At 31.8% G+C, this 19,567-nt stretch carries 16 protein-coding genes; 15 read left to right on the forward strand and 1 reads right to left on the reverse strand.

Going from position 1 to position 19,567, the window contains the following annotated elements; genetic code table 11:
• Nucleotides 1-168: 168 nt before the first annotated feature.
• The 10 genes from MHI13_RS04285 to MHI13_RS04330 all read left to right on the forward strand — a co-directional run bounded on the left by MHI13_RS04285 (nt 169) and on the right by MHI13_RS04330 (nt 11,533).
• Nucleotides 169-1,638 (forward strand): nicotinate phosphoribosyltransferase, encoded by a 1,470-nt coding sequence (locus MHI13_RS04285; RefSeq protein WP_070547960.1) that lies wholly within the window; start codon nt 169-171, stop codon nt 1,636-1,638.
• Nucleotides 1,631-2,467, forward strand: a complete 837-nt coding sequence (gene nadE, locus MHI13_RS04290; RefSeq protein WP_070547962.1) for an ammonia-dependent NAD(+) synthetase — start codon at nt 1,631-1,633, stop codon at nt 2,465-2,467. The genes MHI13_RS04285 and nadE overlap by 8 nt, the downstream gene beginning before the upstream one ends.
• Before the next feature lie 110 nt (nt 2,468-2,577).
• Nucleotides 2,578-3,183 (forward strand): DUF2179 domain-containing protein, encoded by a 606-nt coding sequence (locus tag MHI13_RS04295; protein WP_002450021.1) that lies wholly within the window; start codon nt 2,578-2,580, stop codon nt 3,181-3,183.
• Complete coding sequence (locus tag MHI13_RS04300; protein ID WP_002455112.1) at nt 3,164-3,346, forward strand: NETI motif-containing protein; 183 nt, start codon at nt 3,164-3,166, stop codon at nt 3,344-3,346. Before MHI13_RS04295 ends, MHI13_RS04300 begins: the two co-directional genes overlap by 20 nt.
• 222 nt (nt 3,347-3,568) lie before the next feature.
• Nucleotides 3,569-4,864 (forward strand): adenylosuccinate lyase, encoded by a 1,296-nt coding sequence (purB, locus tag MHI13_RS04305; RefSeq protein ID WP_002450041.1) that lies wholly within the window; start codon nt 3,569-3,571, stop codon nt 4,862-4,864.
• Between the two features lie 104 nt (nt 4,865-4,968).
• Nucleotides 4,969-5,271 (forward strand): YerC/YecD family TrpR-related protein, encoded by a 303-nt coding sequence (locus tag MHI13_RS04310; RefSeq protein WP_017175247.1) that lies wholly within the window; start codon nt 4,969-4,971, stop codon nt 5,269-5,271.
• A 159-nt stretch (nt 5,272-5,430) separates the two neighbouring features.
• On the forward strand, nt 5,431-6,123 hold the full coding sequence (locus tag MHI13_RS04315) for a heptaprenylglyceryl phosphate synthase (protein ID WP_017175246.1): 693 nt from the start codon (nt 5,431-5,433) through the stop codon (nt 6,121-6,123).
• Nucleotides 6,123-8,315 carry a DNA helicase PcrA gene (gene pcrA, locus MHI13_RS04320; protein ID WP_145423136.1) on the forward strand — a complete coding sequence of 731 codons (2,193 nt, stop codon included), beginning with the start codon at nt 6,123-6,125 and terminating at the stop codon, nt 8,313-8,315. Before MHI13_RS04315 ends, pcrA begins: the two co-directional genes overlap by 1 nt.
• Before the next feature lie 3 nt (nt 8,316-8,318).
• Nucleotides 8,319-10,322, forward strand: coding sequence for an NAD-dependent DNA ligase LigA (gene ligA, locus MHI13_RS04325; protein WP_340761025.1), 2,004 nt, complete (start codon nt 8,319-8,321; stop codon nt 10,320-10,322).
• 11 nt (nt 10,323-10,333) lie between these two features.
• Nucleotides 10,334-11,533: a CamS family sex pheromone protein gene (locus MHI13_RS04330; RefSeq protein ID WP_017175243.1), complete on the forward strand. Its 1,200-nt coding sequence runs from the start codon at nt 10,334-10,336 to the stop codon at nt 11,531-11,533.
• A 59-nt stretch (nt 11,534-11,592) separates the two neighbouring features.
• Here the strand turns inward: MHI13_RS04330 and putP are convergent, their stop codons facing one another.
• Entirely contained in the window at nt 11,593-13,131 is a 1,539-nt protein-coding gene (putP, locus tag MHI13_RS04335; RefSeq protein WP_070547968.1) for a sodium/proline symporter PutP, read from the reverse strand.
• Between the two features lie 421 nt (nt 13,132-13,552).
• Here putP and gatC point away from each other — a divergent pair, with 421 nt between their 5' ends.
• From gatC to rlmD, 5 genes are all read left to right on the forward strand, one after another.
• The gene (gene gatC, locus MHI13_RS04340) at nt 13,553-13,855 is read left to right on the forward strand and encodes an Asp-tRNA(Asn)/Glu-tRNA(Gln) amidotransferase subunit GatC (RefSeq protein WP_002450027.1); all 303 of its coding nucleotides are present in this window, start codon (nt 13,553-13,555) and stop codon (nt 13,853-13,855) included.
• A 1-nt stretch (nt 13,856) separates the two neighbouring features.
• Entirely contained in the window at nt 13,857-15,314 is a 1,458-nt protein-coding gene (gene gatA / locus MHI13_RS04345; RefSeq protein ID WP_048761656.1) for an Asp-tRNA(Asn)/Glu-tRNA(Gln) amidotransferase subunit GatA, read from the forward strand.
• A gap of 12 nt (nt 15,315-15,326) precedes the next feature.
• Nucleotides 15,327-16,754, forward strand: coding sequence for an Asp-tRNA(Asn)/Glu-tRNA(Gln) amidotransferase subunit GatB (gene gatB / locus MHI13_RS04350; RefSeq protein ID WP_017175240.1), 1,428 nt, complete (start codon nt 15,327-15,329; stop codon nt 16,752-16,754).
• Nucleotides 16,755-17,067: 313 nt separating this feature from the next.
• Nucleotides 17,068-17,988 (forward strand): diacylglycerol kinase, encoded by a 921-nt coding sequence (locus MHI13_RS04355; RefSeq protein ID WP_070547970.1) that lies wholly within the window; start codon nt 17,068-17,070, stop codon nt 17,986-17,988.
• A 131-nt stretch (nt 17,989-18,119) separates the two neighbouring features.
• Complete coding sequence (gene rlmD, locus MHI13_RS04360) at nt 18,120-19,481, forward strand: 23S rRNA (uracil(1939)-C(5))-methyltransferase RlmD (RefSeq protein WP_049415642.1); 1,362 nt, start codon at nt 18,120-18,122, stop codon at nt 19,479-19,481.
• Nucleotides 19,482-19,567 lie beyond the last annotated feature (86 nt).

Raw genomic sequence — 19,567 nt, forward strand, 5'->3', positions numbered from 1 at the left:
CAATAGTATTATAAGCGAGTAACTGATATAACACATACAATAAATACTTATGTCATGAATTTGTCGAATTAAAAAAATTTAATTTTTAAATTAAAGACTATTATCGAAAATACTCACTATTACTGAATTGTGATAAAATATACAAAAAGGTTGTTAGGAGAGATGAGGATGTATCGTTACGAAGATGATAGTTTAATGTTACATAATGACTTATATCAAATAAATATGGCAGAAAGTTACTGGAATGACGGTATTCATGAAAGAAATGCAGTGTTTGATTTGTATTTCAGAAATATGCCATTTGGAAGTGGATATGCTGTTTTTAATGGGTTAAAAAGGATGATTCAATTTATAGAAAACTTCCATTTTAGTGATTCTGATATCGAATATTTACAATCAATAGGATATAAAAATGATTTTTTAAAATATCTTAAAAATTTGAAATTTACAGGGAATATTCGCGCGATGCAAGAAGGGGAATTGTGTTTTGGGAATGAACCATTATTACGAGTAGAAGCGCCATTAATTCAAGCTCAACTTATTGAAACGATTTTACTTAATATTGTAAATTTTCATACGCTTATTACAACGAAAGCTAGTAGAATTCGTCAAGTTGCACCACAAGATACGTTAATGGAATTTGGTACACGACGTGCACAAGAAATTGATGCCGCAGTTTGGGGAGCGCGTGCAGCATATATTGGTGGGTTTGATTCAACAAGTAATGTCCGAGCAGGCAAATTATTTGATATTCCAGTTTCCGGAACTCATGCTCATGCACTAGTTCAAACATATGGTGATGAGTATAAAGCATTTAAGATTTATGCAGAACGACATAAAAATTGTGTGTTTTTAGTAGATACGTTCCACACTTTAAAATCAGGGGTACCAACTGCAATTAAAGTTGCAAAAGAATTAGGAGATTCCATTAATTTTATAGGTATAAGATTAGATTCTGGTGACATTGCATATTTATCGAAAAAAGCTCGTCGTATGCTTGATGATGCAGGCTTTAAAGACGCAAAAATCATTGCTTCAAATGATTTAGATGAGCAAACAATTACCAGTTTAAAGGCACAGGGTGCAAAAGTAGATTCTTGGGGTGTAGGGACTAAATTGATCACGGGTTATGATCAACCAGCCTTAGGAGCAGTTTATAAGCTTGTCGCTGTTGAAAATAATGAAGGTGAATATGTAGATCGTATCAAGCTATCAAATAATGCGGAAAAAGTTACTACGCCTGGTAAGAAAAAAGTATATCGTATTATTAATACTAAAACTGGCAAGGCTGAAGGTGACTATATCACGCTTGAACATGAAAATCCTAATAAAGAAAAACCATTAAAGATGTTCCATCCAGTTCATACTTATAAAATGAAACATGTTAAGCATTTTGAAGCAATTGATTTACATCATTCAATTTTCGAAAATGGTAAATTAGTTTATGACTTACCAAGTGAAAAAGAAACTCAAGATTATTTAAAACAATCATTATCACAATTGTGGGAAGAAAATAAACGTTATTTAAATCCACAAGAATATCCAGTAGATTTAAGCACAAGTTGTTGGAATAATAAACAAAAGCGCATTCTTGAAGTGACAGAACATGTTAAGGAAATGGAGGAAGATAATGACTAATTTACAAGATATCGTAGTAAAAGAAATGAAAGTAAAGAAACATATTGATAGTCAACAAGAAATTCGTGAGATTATCCAATTCATTAAAAATTATGTTCAATCACATACATTTATTGAGTCATTAGTACTTGGCATATCTGGTGGTCAAGATTCTACACTTACTGGTAAATTAGCGCAATTAGCAGTTGAAGAACTCCGTAAAGAAGGAAGAGAATGCCAATTTATAGCAGTTAAACTTCCCTATGGTAAACAAAAGGATGCTGATGAAGTAGAAGATGCACTTCATTTTATTCAACCTGATGAAGTGATTACAGTTAATATTAAACCAGCAGTAGATCAAAGTGTAGCATCATTGAAAGAAGCGGGTATTGAACTTACAGATTTCCAAAGAGGAAATGAAAAAGCAAGAGAGCGCATGAAAGTACAATTTTCTATTGCTTCAAATCGTAGTGGTATTGTTTTAGGAACGGACCATTCAGCTGAAAATATCACAGGTTTTTATACTAAATATGGTGATGGTGCTGCTGACATTGCACCTATCTTTGGACTAGATAAACGCCAAGGTAGACAGCTTTTAGAATATTTAGAAGCGCCAACACATTTATATGAAAAAGTGCCTACTGCTGATTTAGAAGATGATAAACCTCAATTACCTGATGAGGAAGCATTAGGGGTAACTTATAATCAAATTGATGACTACTTAGAGGGCAAAGAAGTACCAAGTGATGCAAAAACAACGATAGAGAATCATTATGTTAAAAATGCACATAAAAGAGAATTGGCATATACTCGCTATACTTGGCCTAAACATTCATCTACAAAAGAATAAATGAATACTCTAATAATTAAATGATTTAATTACTATTAGTTTTTAGTGACAAAATTATTTGTGACTGATAAAATTATTTCGAATTTTAGTTAAATGAAATGAGGAATAATATGTCAGTAATTACGTCAAATCCATGGATAATGGTATTAGCGATATTCATCATTAACGTTTTTTATGTTACATTTCTTACAATGCGTACGATTTTAACGTTAAAAGGATATCGTTATATGGCAGCAGTAGTAAGTTTTCTTGAAGTTTTAATATATGTTGTTGGATTAGGGCTAGTGATGTCTAGTTTAGATCAAATTCAAAATATTATTGCATATGCCTTTGGATTCTCAATAGGTATCATTGTTGGAATGAAAATTGAAGAAAAGCTTGCATTAGGCTATACAGTTGTAAACGTAACATCTGCAGAATACGAGCTTGATTTACCTAAAGAGTTACGAAATTTAGGTTATGGTGTTACTCACTATGAAGCACATGGTAGAGATGGAAGTCGAATGGTAATGCAAATTTTAACACCTAGACGTTATGAACGAAAATTAATGGAAACTGTTCGTAGTTTAGATGAAAAAGCATTTATCATTGCGTATGAACCTAGAGCCATTCACGGTGGATTCTGGACTAAAGGTGTTCGAACTAAGAAAGTAAAAGCATATGAAGTAGAAGAAATAGAAAGTGTTGTGGAACATAGTGAAGTTCAAGGTAAATGAAAATGAAACTATTTCAGATTGTATTGCACGTATGAGAAAAGAAGGATACATGCCAGTCAGACGTATTGAAAAACCTGTTTACTTTGAAGATAAACAAGGAAATATAAAGATATTACGACAAGATATTCAATTTGTTGGTAAGAAAATCGAAAACGACATTTAATAACTGCTCATATATAGGTCTTTGACACTTTAGAAGTCAGAGACCTTTTAATATTTTTATAAAGTTCGTAAACCTATATTCAATTAGAATAAAAAATCTTTATACTTTTAGTATAGAATCTGTTAAACTATAAATATAGAGTTAAATACGAACTATTTTACTTAAAAACGATTTAATGTACAGCTTTTTATAAAAATAATTACATAAGATAGGAGTTTAATAATGATTGAACGTTATTCAAGAGAAGAAATGTCTAGTATTTGGACAGACCAAAATAGATATGAAGCATGGTTAGAAGTTGAGATTCTTGCTTGTGAAGCCTGGAGCGAATTAGGGTATATTCCTAAGGACGACGTAAAAAAAATTCGTGAAAATGCTAAAGTTGATGTCAATCGTGCAAAAGAAATTGAACAAGAAACACGTCATGATGTAGTAGCATTTACAAGACAAGTATCTGAAACACTTGGAGAAGAACGTAAATGGGTTCATTATGGATTAACTTCTACAGATGTTGTAGATACTGCATTAAGTTATGTAATTAAACAAGCTAATGAAATTATTGAAAAAGATATTGAACGCTTTATTAAAGTACTTGAAGAAAAAGCTAAAAAATACAAATATACATTAATGATGGGTCGTACACACGGTGTTCATGCTGAGCCAACTACTTTTGGCGTAAAAATGGCATTATGGTATACAGAAATGAAACGTAATTTAAAACGTTTTAAAGAGGTACGTAAAGAAATTGAAGTTGGGAAAATGAGTGGTGCAGTAGGAACATTTGCCAATATCCCTCCTGAAATTGAAAGTTACGTTTGTAAACATCTCGGAATTGACACAGCCCCTGTATCAACTCAAACACTTCAACGTGATCGTCATGCTTATTACATTGCAACTTTAGCGTTAATTGCGACATCATTAGAAAAATTTGCTGTAGAAGTTCGTAATTTACAAAAAACTGAAACGAGAGAAGTTGAAGAAGCATTTGCAAAAGGTCAAAAAGGGTCATCAGCAATGCCGCATAAACGTAATCCAATCGGTTCAGAAAATATTACAGGTATTTCAAGAGTGATTCGTGGTTATATTACGACTGCTTATGAAAATGTCCCATTATGGCATGAACGAGACATTTCTCATTCTTCTGCAGAGCGAATTATGTTACCAGATGTAACAATTGCATTAGATTATGCTTTAAATAGATTTACTAATATTATCGACCGTTTAACAGTATTTGAAGATAATATGAGAAATAATATCAATAAAACATTTGGTCTTATTTTCTCACAACGCGTTTTACTTGCATTGATTAATAAAGGTATGGTTCGTGAAGAAGCATACGATAAAGTACAACCTAAAGCAATGAAATCTTGGGAAACTAAAACACCTTTCCGTGAACTTATAGAACAAGATTCAACCATTACAAATGTTTTATCTAAAGAAGAATTAGACGAGTGTTTTGATCCAAAACATCATTTGAACCAAGTTGATACCATTTTTAAACGTGCTAATTTAGAATAGTTTACTAATATAGTTTTAGTATTTTCAATTGAAATAACTACACTTTAATTAATTAATGCGTTAAAATATAGTTATATTTAATTTGAAAATAGGGGTTGCTTGAGATGCAAATTGAAAAATTAAGAGGAGAAGCATTGGATGAATTATTTGATGCTATCTTAACACTTAAAGATAGAGAAGAATGTTATCAATTCTTTGATGATTTATGTACAGTCAATGAAATTCAATCTTTATCTCAAAGACTTCAAGTTGCTAAAATGATAAAGCAAGGTTTTACTTATGCAACTATAGAAAAGAAATCTGGTGCATCAACAGCTACGATATCTAGAGTTAAACGCTCACTGCAATGGGGTAATGATGCGTATACAATGATTTTAGATAGATTAAATGTTGAAACAAAAGAATAAATAAAGAGAGACAATTGCTTAGCTAAAAATAGCAATTGTCTCTTTTTTGTGAATATAATTTTTACAATTTATACTAGTATAAACTTAGTGTATTGATTTAGAATTGCAAAGGTAAAAATGCTATAATTTAGTGTATGTTAAAAGAAGGAGTTATGGATAATGTATGACATTAGAAAGTGGCAGCATGTATTTAAACTTGATCCTGCCAAAGAGATTAGCGACGAAAATTTAGAAGCCTTATGTATGTCAGATACTGATGCCATCATGATTGGTGGGACAGACGATGTAACTGAAGATAATGTCATTCATCTTATGAGTAGAGTTAGAAGATATCCATTACCTTTAGTGCTAGAGGTTTCAAATTTAGATAGCGTAATGCCTGGCTTTGACTTTTATTTTATACCTTCAATATTAAATAGTAATGATGTGACGTATCATAATGGTTTGCTTCATAAAGCATTAAAACAATATGGTCATATGATTAATTTTGAAGAAGTGATGCTTGAAGGGTATGTCGTTCTTAATCCAGATAGTAAAGTAGCCAAACTTACGCAATCAAATACTCAGTTAGATGTTGAAGATATTGAAGCTTATGCTCAACTCGTTGAAGAAATGTATAAGTTGCCAATTTTGTATTTAGAATATAGTGGTACATATGGAGATAAAGATATTGTAAAAGCCGCTTCCCAAATGTTAACCCATACACAATTATTTTATGGTGGCGGTATTAGTTCTTTAACTGAAGCTAAAGAAATGAAAAACTATGCCGATACAATTATTGTAGGTAATATTATATACTCAGATATTAAAAAAGCTTTAAAAACTGTAAAAATAAAGAAGGAGTCGAAATAATGAATGCTCTAGTAAGTAATATGAATAAAGAACAAAGTGAAGCAGTTAGAACGACAGAAGGTCCTCTGCTTATCATGGCTGGCGCAGGTTCAGGTAAAACAAGGGTGTTAACACATCGCATAGCCTACTTATTAGATGAAAAAGATGTGTCTCCGTATAACATTTTAGCTATTACCTTTACTAATAAAGCTGCAAAAGAAATGAAAGAGCGTGTGGAACACTTGGTTGGTGAAGAAGCTCAAGTGATTTGGATGTCAACATTCCATTCAATGTGTGTAAAGATTTTAAGAAGAGATGCAGATCGTATTGGCATTGAACGCAACTTTACCATTATTGACCCAACTGATCAAAAATCTGTAATTAAAGATGTACTTAAAAATGAAAATATTGATAGTAAACGTTTTGAACCGAGAATGTTTATTGGTGCCATCAGTAATTTAAAAAATGAATTGAAAACGCCCGAAGATGCGATGAAAGAAGCAAATGATTTTCATTCACAAATGGTTGCAACAGTATATAGTGGATACCAACGTCAACTGTCTAGAAATGAAGCATTGGATTTTGATGATTTAATTATGAAAACGATTCGTTTATTTGAACGTGTACCAGATGCATTAGAATACTATCAAAATAAATTTCAATACATCCATGTAGATGAGTATCAAGATACAAATAAAGCACAATATACACTTGTTAAATTACTTGCAAGTAAATTTAAAAATTTATGTGTTGTAGGTGATTCTGATCAATCAATATATGGATGGCGTGGTGCAGATATTCAAAATATATTATCTTTCGAGGAAGACTATCCTGAAGCAAAGACCATTTTCCTAGAACAAAATTATCGATCAACAAAAACCATTTTAACAGCTGCAAATGAAGTGATTAAACATAATACTGAACGGAAGCCTAAAGGGTTATGGACCGCAAATAATGGTGGAGAAAAGATTAAATATTATGAAGCGATGACTGAACGTGACGAAGCAGAATATGTAGTTCGTGAAATTATTAAACATCGTAAGTCTGGAAAAGACTATAATGATATGGCAATTTTGTATCGAACAAATGCACAATCACGTGTGTTAGAAGAAACATTTATGAAATCAAATATTCCTTATACGATGGTTGGAGGCCAAAAGTTCTATGATCGTAAAGAAATCAAAGATCTATTAAGTTATTTAAGAATAGTAGCAAATAGTAATGATGATATTAGTCTTCAAAGAATTATTAATGTTCCTAAAAGAGGGATAGGACCATCATCAGTTGATAAAATTCAACGATATGCACTAGATAACAATATTAGTATGTTTGATGTATTAGGAGAAGTGGATTTTATAGGGCTCTCTAAAAAAGTGACTCAAGAATGTATACAATTTTATGAAATGGTTCAAAACTTAATTAAAGAACAAGAATTTTTAGAAATTAGTGAGATTGTTGAGGAAATACTTGAAAAATCAGGATATCGTCAAATGTTAGAACATGAACAAACAATTGAATCACGTAGTCGTCTTGAAAATATTGATGAATTTATGTCTGTACCTAAAGACTATGAAAAAGATACACCTTTAGAAGAACAATCATTGATTAACTTTTTAACTGATTTATCACTTGTCGCAGATATTGATGAAGCACAAATTGATAGTGGTGTAACGTTAATGACCATGCATTCTGCAAAGGGATTAGAGTTCCCAATTGTATTCTTAATGGGTATGGAAGAATCACTTTTCCCTCATATTAGAGCAATTAAAAGTGATGACGAACATGAGATGGAAGAAGAAAGACGAATTTGTTATGTAGCCATCACACGTGCAGAAGAAGTGTTATATATTACACATGCAACTTCTCGTATGTTATTTGGACGTTCACAAGCAAATCTACCATCACGCTTCTTAAAAGAAATACCTGAAGAATTATTAGAAACACCAGCAAAATCAAAACGACAAACAATCACTTCTAAGTCAACGACACCGTCAAAACGTGGTTTTAGTAAACGTACGACTTCTACTAAAAAACAAGTATCTGCTTCAGATTGGAAGGTAGGAGATAAAGTGACACATAAATCATGGGGCGAAGGTATGGTGAGTAATGTAAGTGAAAAAAATGGCTCTGTTGAATTAGATATTATATTTAAATCTGAAGGTCCTAAGCGTTTATTAGCTCAATTTGCGCCTATCGAAAAAAAGGAGGATTAGTAAATGGATAACATTCAAAATCGTGTCAATGAACTGCATGATTTATTAAATCAATATAGTTACGAATATTATGTAAAAGATAATCCATCTGTACCTGATAGTGAATATGACAAATTATTACGTGAATTAATTGACATTGAAAATGCACATCCTGAACTAAAAACTGACGATTCTCCAACAGTTAGGGTTGGTGGAGAAGCTCAATCATCATTTGAAAAAGTAAATCACGAAACACCTATGCTTAGTTTAGGTAATGCTTTTAATGAAGAAGAATTAAGACGTTTTGATGAACGTATTCGAGAACATATTGGTAAAGTGGAATATATGTGTGAGCTAAAAATTGATGGTTTAGCAGTTTCTTTAAAGTATGAAGATGGACGATTTGTGCAGGGATTAACGCGAGGAGATGGTACCACAGGAGAAGATATTACAGAAAATCTACGTACTATTCATGCGATTCCTCTTAAAATTAAAGAACCTTTAAATGTCGAAGTTCGTGGAGAAGCATATATGCCACGTCGTTCCTTTATGAGATTGAATGATGAGAGAGAAAAAAATGAAGAACAACCATTTGCTAATCCACGTAATGCAGCAGCAGGTTCTTTAAGACAATTAGATCCTAAATTAGCTGCTAAACGTAAACTAAGTGTCTTTTTATATAGTGTAAATGATTTTACAGATTTTAACGCTACTACTCAAAGTGATGCATTAGATGAATTAGATCGTTTAGGTTTTAAAACTAATCATGAACGTGCACGCGTAGAAGATATAGAGGGTGTACTAGAATATATTAAAAAGTGGACTAAACAACGTGAACAGTTATCTTATGATATTGATGGAATTGTTATTAAAGTGAATGATCTTGATCAACAAGACGAAATGGGATTTACTCAAAAATCTCCACGTTGGGCAATAGCTTATAAGTTTCCAGCCGAAGAAGTTGTCACAGAACTTAAAGATATTGAATTAAGTATAGGACGTACTGGCGTCGTTACACCGACAGCCATTTTAGAACCTATTCGTGTTGCGGGTACTACAGTTTCAAGAGCATCGCTTCATAATGAAGATTTGATTAAAGAACGTGATATTAGAATCGGTGATAGCGTTATAGTGAAAAAAGCTGGAGATATTATTCCTGAAGTCGTAAGAAGTATTATTGACCGTCGTCCAAATGATGCAAAACCATACCGTATGCCAACGCATTGTCCAAGTTGTGGTCATGAATTAGTGCGTATTGAAGGAGAGGTTGCGCTTAGATGTATCAATCCAAAATGCCAAGCTCAACTTGTGGAAGGATTGATTCATTTTGTTTCTCGACAAGCGATGAATATAGACGGACTAGGAAATAAAATTATTCAGCAACTGTATCATCATCAACTTATTAAAGATGTAGGTGACATTTTCTATTTAAATAAAGAAGATTTATTGCCTTTAGAACGAATGGGTACAAAAAAAGTAGAAAACTTATTAAGCGCTATTGAACATGCAAAACAAAATTCTTTAGAACATTTATTATTTGGTTTAGGTATACGACATCTTGGCGCCAAAGCAAGTCAAATTTTAGCAGAGAAATTTGAAACCATGGATCGTTTACTTAAAGTGACAGAAGAAGAACTGATAGCGATTCATGATATTGGAGATAAATTAGCACAATCTGTAGTAACGTATCTAGATAATGAGGATATTAAAGCACTTATTGAAAAATTAAAAGATAAAAATGTCAACATGACATATAAAGGTGTTAAATCCTCTGAAATTGAAGGACATCCAGAATTTCAAAATAAGACTATTGTTCTTACTGGAAAATTACAACAAATGACACGTAAAGAAGCAACAACATGGTTAGAAATGCAAGGTGCTAAAGTAACAAGTAGTGTAACTAAAAGTACAGATTTAGTAATAGCTAGTGAAGATGCTGGCTCAAAATTGTCTAAAGCTGAACAATTTGATACAGAAATATGGTCCGAATCACAATTTATTGAAAAACAAAATGAAATATCAGAATAGAGGAGAACGTAATGAAGCGGTTATTATTATTAGTTATAACGTCGCTTATGATATTGACAGCGTGTGGCAATGGGAATGATAAAAATAGTCAGTCAAATAATAAGCAACAAGAACAAAATTCAAATAATGTAAAAACAGTTGCCACTGATCAAGAAGTTCAAGGAGATAATTATCGTACAATCTTACCATTTAAAGAAAGCCAAGCTCGTGGAGTATTACAAGATAATATGGCTAATAGCTATAACGGTGAAGATTTCGAAAATGGTTTATTACATCTAAGTAAGTCTGTATTTCCAACTGATAATTTTTTATATCAAGATGGGCAGTATTTAGACAAAAATACAGTTAACGCATATTTAAATCCCAAGTATTCTAAAGACGAAATTGATAATATGAGTGAAAGTGAAAAGGAATCAAAAAAAGCTACTGAAAATTTAGGTCTTAATCCATCACATGATGGAGAAACTAAACCAGAAAAAATAGCAGAAAGTTCTCCTGCTTATTTATCTAATATCTTAGAACAAGATTTTTATGATACAAATGATACAAAAGGAAAAACAATTAAAGGCATAACAATTGGTCTTGCTATGAATAGTGTCTATTATTATCAAAAAGAAAAAGATGGAGAAACATATAGCAAATCGCTAGATAATAAAGAAATTGAAAAACAAGGTAAAGCAATGGCTCAAGAGTTACTTACACGCCTTAGAGCAAATAAAGATTTGAAAAATATTCCAATTCACTTTGCAATATATGTTCAATCGAGTCAAGATGCAATTACGCCAGGACACTTTATTGCTAATACTACTGTTGATGACAAACAAACTAAAATTAATAAATGGAATAAAATTGATGAGATTTCAGCACTTTTACCTTCAACAGAAGCAGAAAAATATGACAAAAATCTAAATAATAATTTTAAGCAATTTAATGATGATCTTCAATCTTATTTCTCTAATTTTACTCAAGCAATTGGAAAAGTGAAATTTGTAGATAAGAAACCTAATAAACTAGTGATTGATTTGCCAATCGATTACTATGGTCAAGCTGAAACAATAGGAATTACACAATATGTAACAGAACAAGCTAAGAAATATTTTGATAATATAGATAGTTACGAAATTCGTATAAAAGATGGTAACAATTCAAGAGCACTTATTAGTAAAACAAAAGATGATAAAGACCCACAAGTCCATATTTATAGTAATTAATCAAAAAGAGGTTGTGACACGTCGTGTCACAGCCTCTTTTTAATATTCAATAAATTAATTTATTTTTCGCGAACAATGGTTTTAACTTGATTTAACTGTTGTTCAATAGAATAGTTTGATTTATAGGTGAAGATGCTAACAAGGTATGTAACGATTACACTACTAATAAAACCAGGTATAATTTCATACATACCAAATAGTTCATTAATATTAGCAAGTGGTTTAACCCAGACAATCCAAATAATGACTACGAGAGCTCCAGCAATCATACCACTTATCGCACCCGCACGTGTTAGTTTTTTCCAATATAAAGAAAAAAGAACAAGTGGACTAAACGCTGCACCAAAACCAGCCCAAGCATTTCCGACTAGGTTTAATATGGTGTCATTAGGAGACCAAGCAATAGCAAGAGCTACAATGGCTACAGCTAACACAGATAATCTGCCTACAAGTACAAATTCTTTTTGATGTGACTGAGCATGTTCTTCATCGCGAATGAGCTTATAGAAATCTTCTGTAAGTGAGCTTGAAGTCACTAATAATTGTGAAGAAATTGTACTCATAATAGCAGCTAGAATGGCAGCAAGTAAGAATCCTCCTACTAAAGGATGGAAAAGAACTTGGCTCATTATAATAAATAATGTTTCTGGATCGTCCATTTTAATGTGATTTTTCGAAATAAAAGCAATTCCAGTTAATCCTACACCCACAGCTCCAAGTAAACCTACAGTCATCCAACTTATTCCTAAGCGTCGTGCTTTAGGTAAAAGTTTGTGAGATTTAATAGACATAAATCGTACAATAATATGAGGCTGACCAAAATAACCTAATCCCCATGCAAATAATGAAATCATACCTAAAAAAGTAGTGCCTCTAAATAAATCCATATTAGTTGGTTTCATTTCAGCTACTTGATGGAATGTATCCCATCCACTAAGTTGTATCAAAGCAACTATTGGTACCATTACCATTGCGATAAGCATGATAACCCCTTGGAAAAAGTCAGTAATAGAAACAGCTAAATATCCTCCGAAAAAGGTATATAAAATGACAATAATTGCGACTGAAATAAGTCCCCAATGATAATTTAATCCAAATGCGCTTTCGAATAATTTACCTCCAGAAACGAAGCCAGAGTGCGTATATAAAGTGAAAAAAATAACAATAATAAGACCAGAAATAATTTTAATGATATTATGTTTATCATTAAGACGATTTTTGAAAAAATCAGGGAGCGTAATTGCATCTCCAGCAACTTCTGTATATACTCTAAGCCTTGGTGCAACAACTAGATAGTTAACATAGGCACCAATAGTTAAACCAATCGTAATCCATATTGCCGATAAACCTGTGCTATAAACTGACCCTGGAAGTCCCATAATCATCCAACCACTCATATCTGAAGCACCGGCTGATAAAGCAGTAATATATGGGCCTATATTTCTCCCACCTAACATATACTCACTTAAATTGCCGGTTGCCTGTTTATAACCATAGTAACCAATCACTAGCAGAATAATAAAATAGATTGCAATCATAATATAAGTCTGCCAGCTTGTGTTAGCATGAGTACCTAAATTTGCACCTAATACAAACATTGTAATTACCCCCTTTAAAACTTTTAAATTTATGTTTTTCAACAACATTGTACTGAAAAAAGAAGTGACGATTTTTAAATTAGTTACATGTAATATTATACAATGATATTTATAGATTAGAGAAGTAAAATTTTATCTATAAATAACAGTCTATTTCAATGTAATGATAAGTGTTAACGAGAATTATAGTATAGATAAAAAATAATTCATTTTATTATATAACGTTAATATTAATAAATTATTAATAGAAATTAATGTATATTTATAGATAACTATATAAATGAGTTACATAAGAAAGTTATTTTAATACTTAACTTTGCTAAGAATAGTTAATACACTGAGTATAATAAATATTTAGATTTTTAACTGAAAATTTGATACAATTTTATGATGAATGAGTAATAAGGAGGCTTTTTTAATAATGACTAAAGTTACACGCGAAGAAGTTGAACATATAGCACATTTAGCAAGACTTCAAATTTCTCCTGAAGAAACTGAAGAAATGGCTAATACACTTGAAAGTATCTTAGATTTTGCAAAGCAAAATGATTCAGCAGATACTGAAGGTGTGGAACCAACATATCATGTCTTAGATTTACAAAATGTGTTACGTGATGATAAAGCAATCGAGGGTATTCCTCAAGAACTTGCATTAAAAAATGCGAAAGAAACAGAAGACGGTCAATTTAAAGTACCAGCTATCATGAATGAGGAGGACGCTTAAGATGAGTATTCGTTATGAATCTGTTGAAACACTTTCAGAAATGATTAAGAGTAAAAAAATTAAACCTTCTGAAGTAGTTAAAGATATTTATGATGCTATTGAAGAAACAGATCCAACAATTAAATCATTTTTAGCTTTGGATAAAGAAAATGCAATTAAAAAAGCTAAAGAATTAGATGAGTTACAAGCTAAAGATCAATTTGAAGGTAAATTATTTGGAATCCCAATGGGAATTAAAGATAATATTATCACTAAAGATGTCGAAACAACTTGTGCAAGTAAAATGTTAGAAGGTTTTGTACCGATTTATGAATCAACAGTGATGAATAAATTACATCAAGAAAATGCAGTGTTAATCGGCAAATTAAATATGGATGAATTTGCAATGGGTGGTTCTACAGAAACATCTTATTTCAAAAAAACTGTCAATCCATTTGATCATCAAGCAGTTCCAGGAGGATCTTCTGGAGGTTCAGCTGCAGCAGTAGCAGCAGGACTAGTACCATTTAGTTTAGGGTCTGATACTGGTGGATCAATCAGACAACCAGCTGCATATTGTGGTGTAGTAGGTATGAAACCTACATATGGTCGTGTATCACGTTTTGGTTTAGTTGCTTTTGCATCTTCATTAGATCAAATTGGGCCAATTACTCGTAATGTTAAAGATAATGCGATGGTATTAGAAGCAATTGCAGGTGCAGACAAAAATGACTCTACAAGTGCACCGGTTGAAGACGTTGATTTTACTTCAGAAATTGGTAAAGATATCAAAGGTCTTAAAATTGCACTTCCTAAAGAATACTTAGGAGAAGGTGTTAGTGAGGAAGTAAAAACCTCTGTAAAACAAGCAGTAGAAACATTAAAGTCACTTGGTGCAGAAGTTGATGAAGTGTCATTACCAAACACTAAATATGGTATTCCTTCTTATTATGTAATTGCATCATCTGAAGCATCTGCAAACTTAGCACGTTTCGATGGTATTCGTTATGGCTACCATTCAAAAGAAGCGCAAACATTAGAAGAATTATACAAAATGTCTCGTTCTGAAGGCTTTGGAGACGAAGTTAAACGTCGTATCTTCTTAGGTACATTCGCATTAAGTTCTGGTTATTATGATGCATTTTATAATAAATCTCAAAAAGTTAGAACATTAATTAAAAATGACTTCGATAAAGTATTCGAAAATTATGATGTTGTTGTAGGACCTACAGCTCCAACAACAGCGTTTAATTTAGGCGAAGAAATTGATGATCCTTTAACAATGTATGCAAATGACTTATTAACTACGCCTGTTAACTTAGCTGGTTTACCTGGCATTTCTGTGCCATGTGGCCAATCAAACGGACGTCCAATCGGTTTACAATTTATTGGTAAACCATTTGATGAGAAAACATTATATCGTGTGGCATATCAATATGAAACACAATTTAACTTACACGACGCATACGAAAAATTATAAGGAGTGGAAATAATGCATTTTGAAACAGTTATCGGACTTGAAGTTCACGTTGAATTAAAAACAGACTCAAAAATGTTCTCTCCATCACCAGCGCATTTTGGGGCTGAACCTAACTCAAACACTAATGTTATTGATTTAGCTTATCCGGGTGTCTTACCTGTTGTAAATAGAAGAGCAGTAGATTGGGCGATGCGTGCGTCAATGGCTCTAAACATGGACATTGCTACAAATTCTAAATTTGATCGCAAAAACTATTTTTATCCAGATAATCCGAAAGCATATCAAATTTCTCAATTTGATCAACCAATCGGTGAAAATGGATATATTGATATTGAAGTTGATGGTGAAACGAAACGTATTGGTATTACTCGTCTTCATATGGAAGAAGATGCAGGTAAATCAACTCATAAAGATGGTTACTCTTTAGTAGACTTAAACCGTCAAGGTACACCATTAATAGAGATTGTATCTGAACCAGATATTCGTTCTCCTAAAGAAGCATATGCTTATTTAGAAAAATTACGTTCAATTATCCAATATACTGGTGTATCTGATTGTAAAATGGAAGAAGGTTCACTACGTTGTGACGCTAATATTTCATTACGTCCTTACGGTCAAAAAGAATTCGGTACTAAAACTGAATTGAAAAATCTAAACTCATTTAACTATGTTAGAAAAGGTTTAGAATACGAAGAAAAACGTCAAGAAGAAGAATTATTAAACGGTGGTACGATTGGTCAAGAAACACGTCGTTTTGATGAATCAACTGGTAAAACTATTTTAATGCGTGTTAAAGAAGGTTCTGATGATTATCGTTACTTCCCAGAACCAGATATTGTACCTTTATATGTCGATGATGAGTGGAAAGAACGTGTGCGACAAACCATTCCAGAATTGCCTGACGAACGTAAAGCTAAATATGTTAATGAATTAGGCTTACCTGAATATGATGCACATGTATTAACCCTTACTAAAGAAATGTCTGATTTCTTTGAAGGTGCGATTGAACATGGCGCAGATGTTAAACTAACATCTAACTGGTTGATGGGTGGCGTTAATGAATATCTTAATAAAAATCAAGTAGATTTAGAAGATACAAAATTAACTCCTGAAAATCTTGCTGGAATGATTAAGCTTATTGAAGATGGAACAATGAGTAGTAAAATTGCCAAAAAAGTATTCCCAGAATTAGCTGAAAATGGTGGAGATGCTAAACAAATTATGGAAGATAAAGGTTTAGTTCAAATCTCAGATGAAGCTACACTATTAAAATTTGTTAATGAAGCTTTAGATAATAATCCACAATCTGTTGAAGATTATAAAAATGGTAAAGGCAAAGCTATGGGCTTCTTAGTGGGTCAAATTATGAAAGCTTCAAAAGGTCAAGCTAATCCTCAAAAAGTTAATCAATTATTAAAACAAGAATTGGATAAAAGATAATAGCTCATCTCATATGAGGTATTAAATATAAGTTTAAGATAAACTGTTCACAAAGCGTTTGAGATTGTGAACAGTTTTTTATTCATATTTCTAGAGAAAAGGATATTGGATTTCATTAGGATAGATAAGCAAAGTATTTAGTTTGTTCCTAGTGTCAAAAGAATGAAATATTCTTTACTTCGGTTAGTTTCTTACAACATTTGTACAACAAAATGATACCTACAAAAATTTAAAAGAATGGGTATAAATACTTTTAACTCATTCATAAATCATTTAATATAGTGTTATGTAATAAAAAGTAGAGGGATAACTTATGAGAAAACGAGCAAGAATCATTTATAATCCAACTTCTGGAAAGGAGCTATTTAAACGTACTTTACCAGATGTTTTAATAAAGTTAGAACGTGCAGGTTATGAAACAAGTGCTTATGCAACTGAACGAGAAGGAGATGCTACACTTGAAGCGGAACGTGCACTTGAACAAAACTATGATATTATTATAGCCGCTGGCGGTGATGGCACTTTAAATGAAGTTGTAAATGGAATTGCTGAACAACTCAATAGACCTAAATTAGGTATTATACCTATGGGTACAGTGAATGATTTTGGACGAGCTTTACATTTACCAAATGATATTATGGGTGCAGTAGATGTTATTATTAAAGGTCATACGACAAAAGTAGATATTGGAAAAATGAATAACCGATATTTTATAAATTTAGCTGCTGGAGGTAAGCTCACGCAAGTATCCTATGAAACACCTAGTCGCTTAAAATCTATTGTTGGACCTTTTGCATATTATATAAAAGGTTTCGAAATGTTGCCGCAAATGAAGGCAGTCGATTTGAGAATTGAATATGATAATGAGGTATTCCAAGGAGAAGCACTATTATTCTTACTAGGGCTTACCAATTCAATGGCAGGCTTTGAAAAACTTGTACCTGATGCTAAGTTAGATGATGGGTATTATACTTTAATTATCGTTGAGAAAGCAAACTTAGCTGAATTAGGCCATATCATGACATTAGCTTCTAGAGGTGAACATACCAAACATCCTAAAGTAATATATAAAAAAGCAAAATCAATTAATATTTCATCATTTACAGATATGCAATTAAATGTAGATGGAGAATATGGTGGTAAATTACCTGCAAACTTTTTAAATTTAAAACAGCATATTGAAGTTTGTACGCCTAAAGATATTTATAATGATGAGCTATCTGAAAATCATTAAAGTATTTAAGAATTAAACGAATTAGGGAAAATGAAATAAGAAGTTAAAAAGAGGTTATCTATAATTTCTGGTTTGAAAAGGTAAGAAGTTATACGTACCTCTTTTTCATATGGAGTGAAAAAATAATAGTGATGATTAATAAAAATGATGTAATAAAAGGAAAAGTGATAGATTTAACGCATGAAGGACATGGTGTGATTAAATTAGATCGTTATCCTATTTTTGTTCCTAATGTGTTAATTGATGAAGAAGTAGAGTTTAAGGTAATTAAAGTAAAGAAAAACTTTGCTATTGGTAAACTATTAAAAGTACTAAAACAAAGTGAGCAAAGAGTAACACCTCCTTGTATATATTATGAGAAATGTGGAGGATGCCAGTTACAACATATGTCTTATGAATCTCAGCTAAAAATGAAAAAACAACAAGTTGTTAATTTATTTCATAAAAAGGCGAAATTAGAGGAAACAGTGATTCACGATACTATTGGTATGAATCATCCATGGCGGTATAGAAATAAATCCCAGCTTCCTGTAGGTAAAGATAAAAATAATAAAACGATAATGGGATATTATCGTCAAAGAAGTCATGACATCATTGATATGGATAGTTGCTTAATTCAAGATGAAAAACAACAAGAACTAATGAATGATATAAAACAGTGGTTAAATGAATTGAATGTAAGCATTTATAATGAAAAAAATAAAAAAGGGTTATTACGTCATGTAGTCATTCGAACAAGTCATTATACAAATGAAGTTATGATTATATTTGTAACAAATGGTTCTAAATTTAAAGAAGCTGAAACGCTAGTACATAGACTAACAGAGGTATATCCTGACATAACAAGTATTAAACAAAATATTAATAATTCACATTCAAATGTCATAATGGGTAAGCAATCGATGACTTTATATGGAAAAGATAAAATTACAGATAAGTTAAGTGAAACTATTTTTGAAATTAGTGATCAATCGTTTTATCAAATTAATTCTGTTCAAACAGAAAAATTATATCAGAAAGCTATTGACTATGCTCAATTAAGTGGAAATGAAATTGTTTTAGATACATATTGTGGTATAGGAACGATTGGGCTTTACATGGCACCAGTGGCTAAACATGTATATGGTGTCGAAATTGTGCCATCAGCTATTGAAGATGCCAAGCAAAATGCTTTAATTAATCATTTTGATAATACAACGTTCGAATGTGGTAAAGCAGAAGAAGTGATAATTGAATGGAAACAAAAAGGAATAGAACCTGATGTTATCATGGTCGATCCTCCACGAAAAGGATGCGATCAAGTCTTTATAGAAACATTATTAGAGTTAGCCCCTAAGCGCATTATCTATATTTCATGTAATCCTTCAACACAACAAAGAGATGCTCAACTTTTAGCTAATCTATATCATTTAAAAGAAATAACACCAGTCGATATGTTTCCACATACAACACATATTGAAACTGTGGCCTTATTCGAAAGAAAAACAGTGTAATTAAATTAAAGTAAATGAGGAGAAGTTTATTAAAATAAGATTACAAAGGGTTTAAGTTATTTATAATCGCTTTCATTCTAACACTT

This window comes from Staphylococcus sp. FSL K6-0223 (assembly GCF_038008285.1).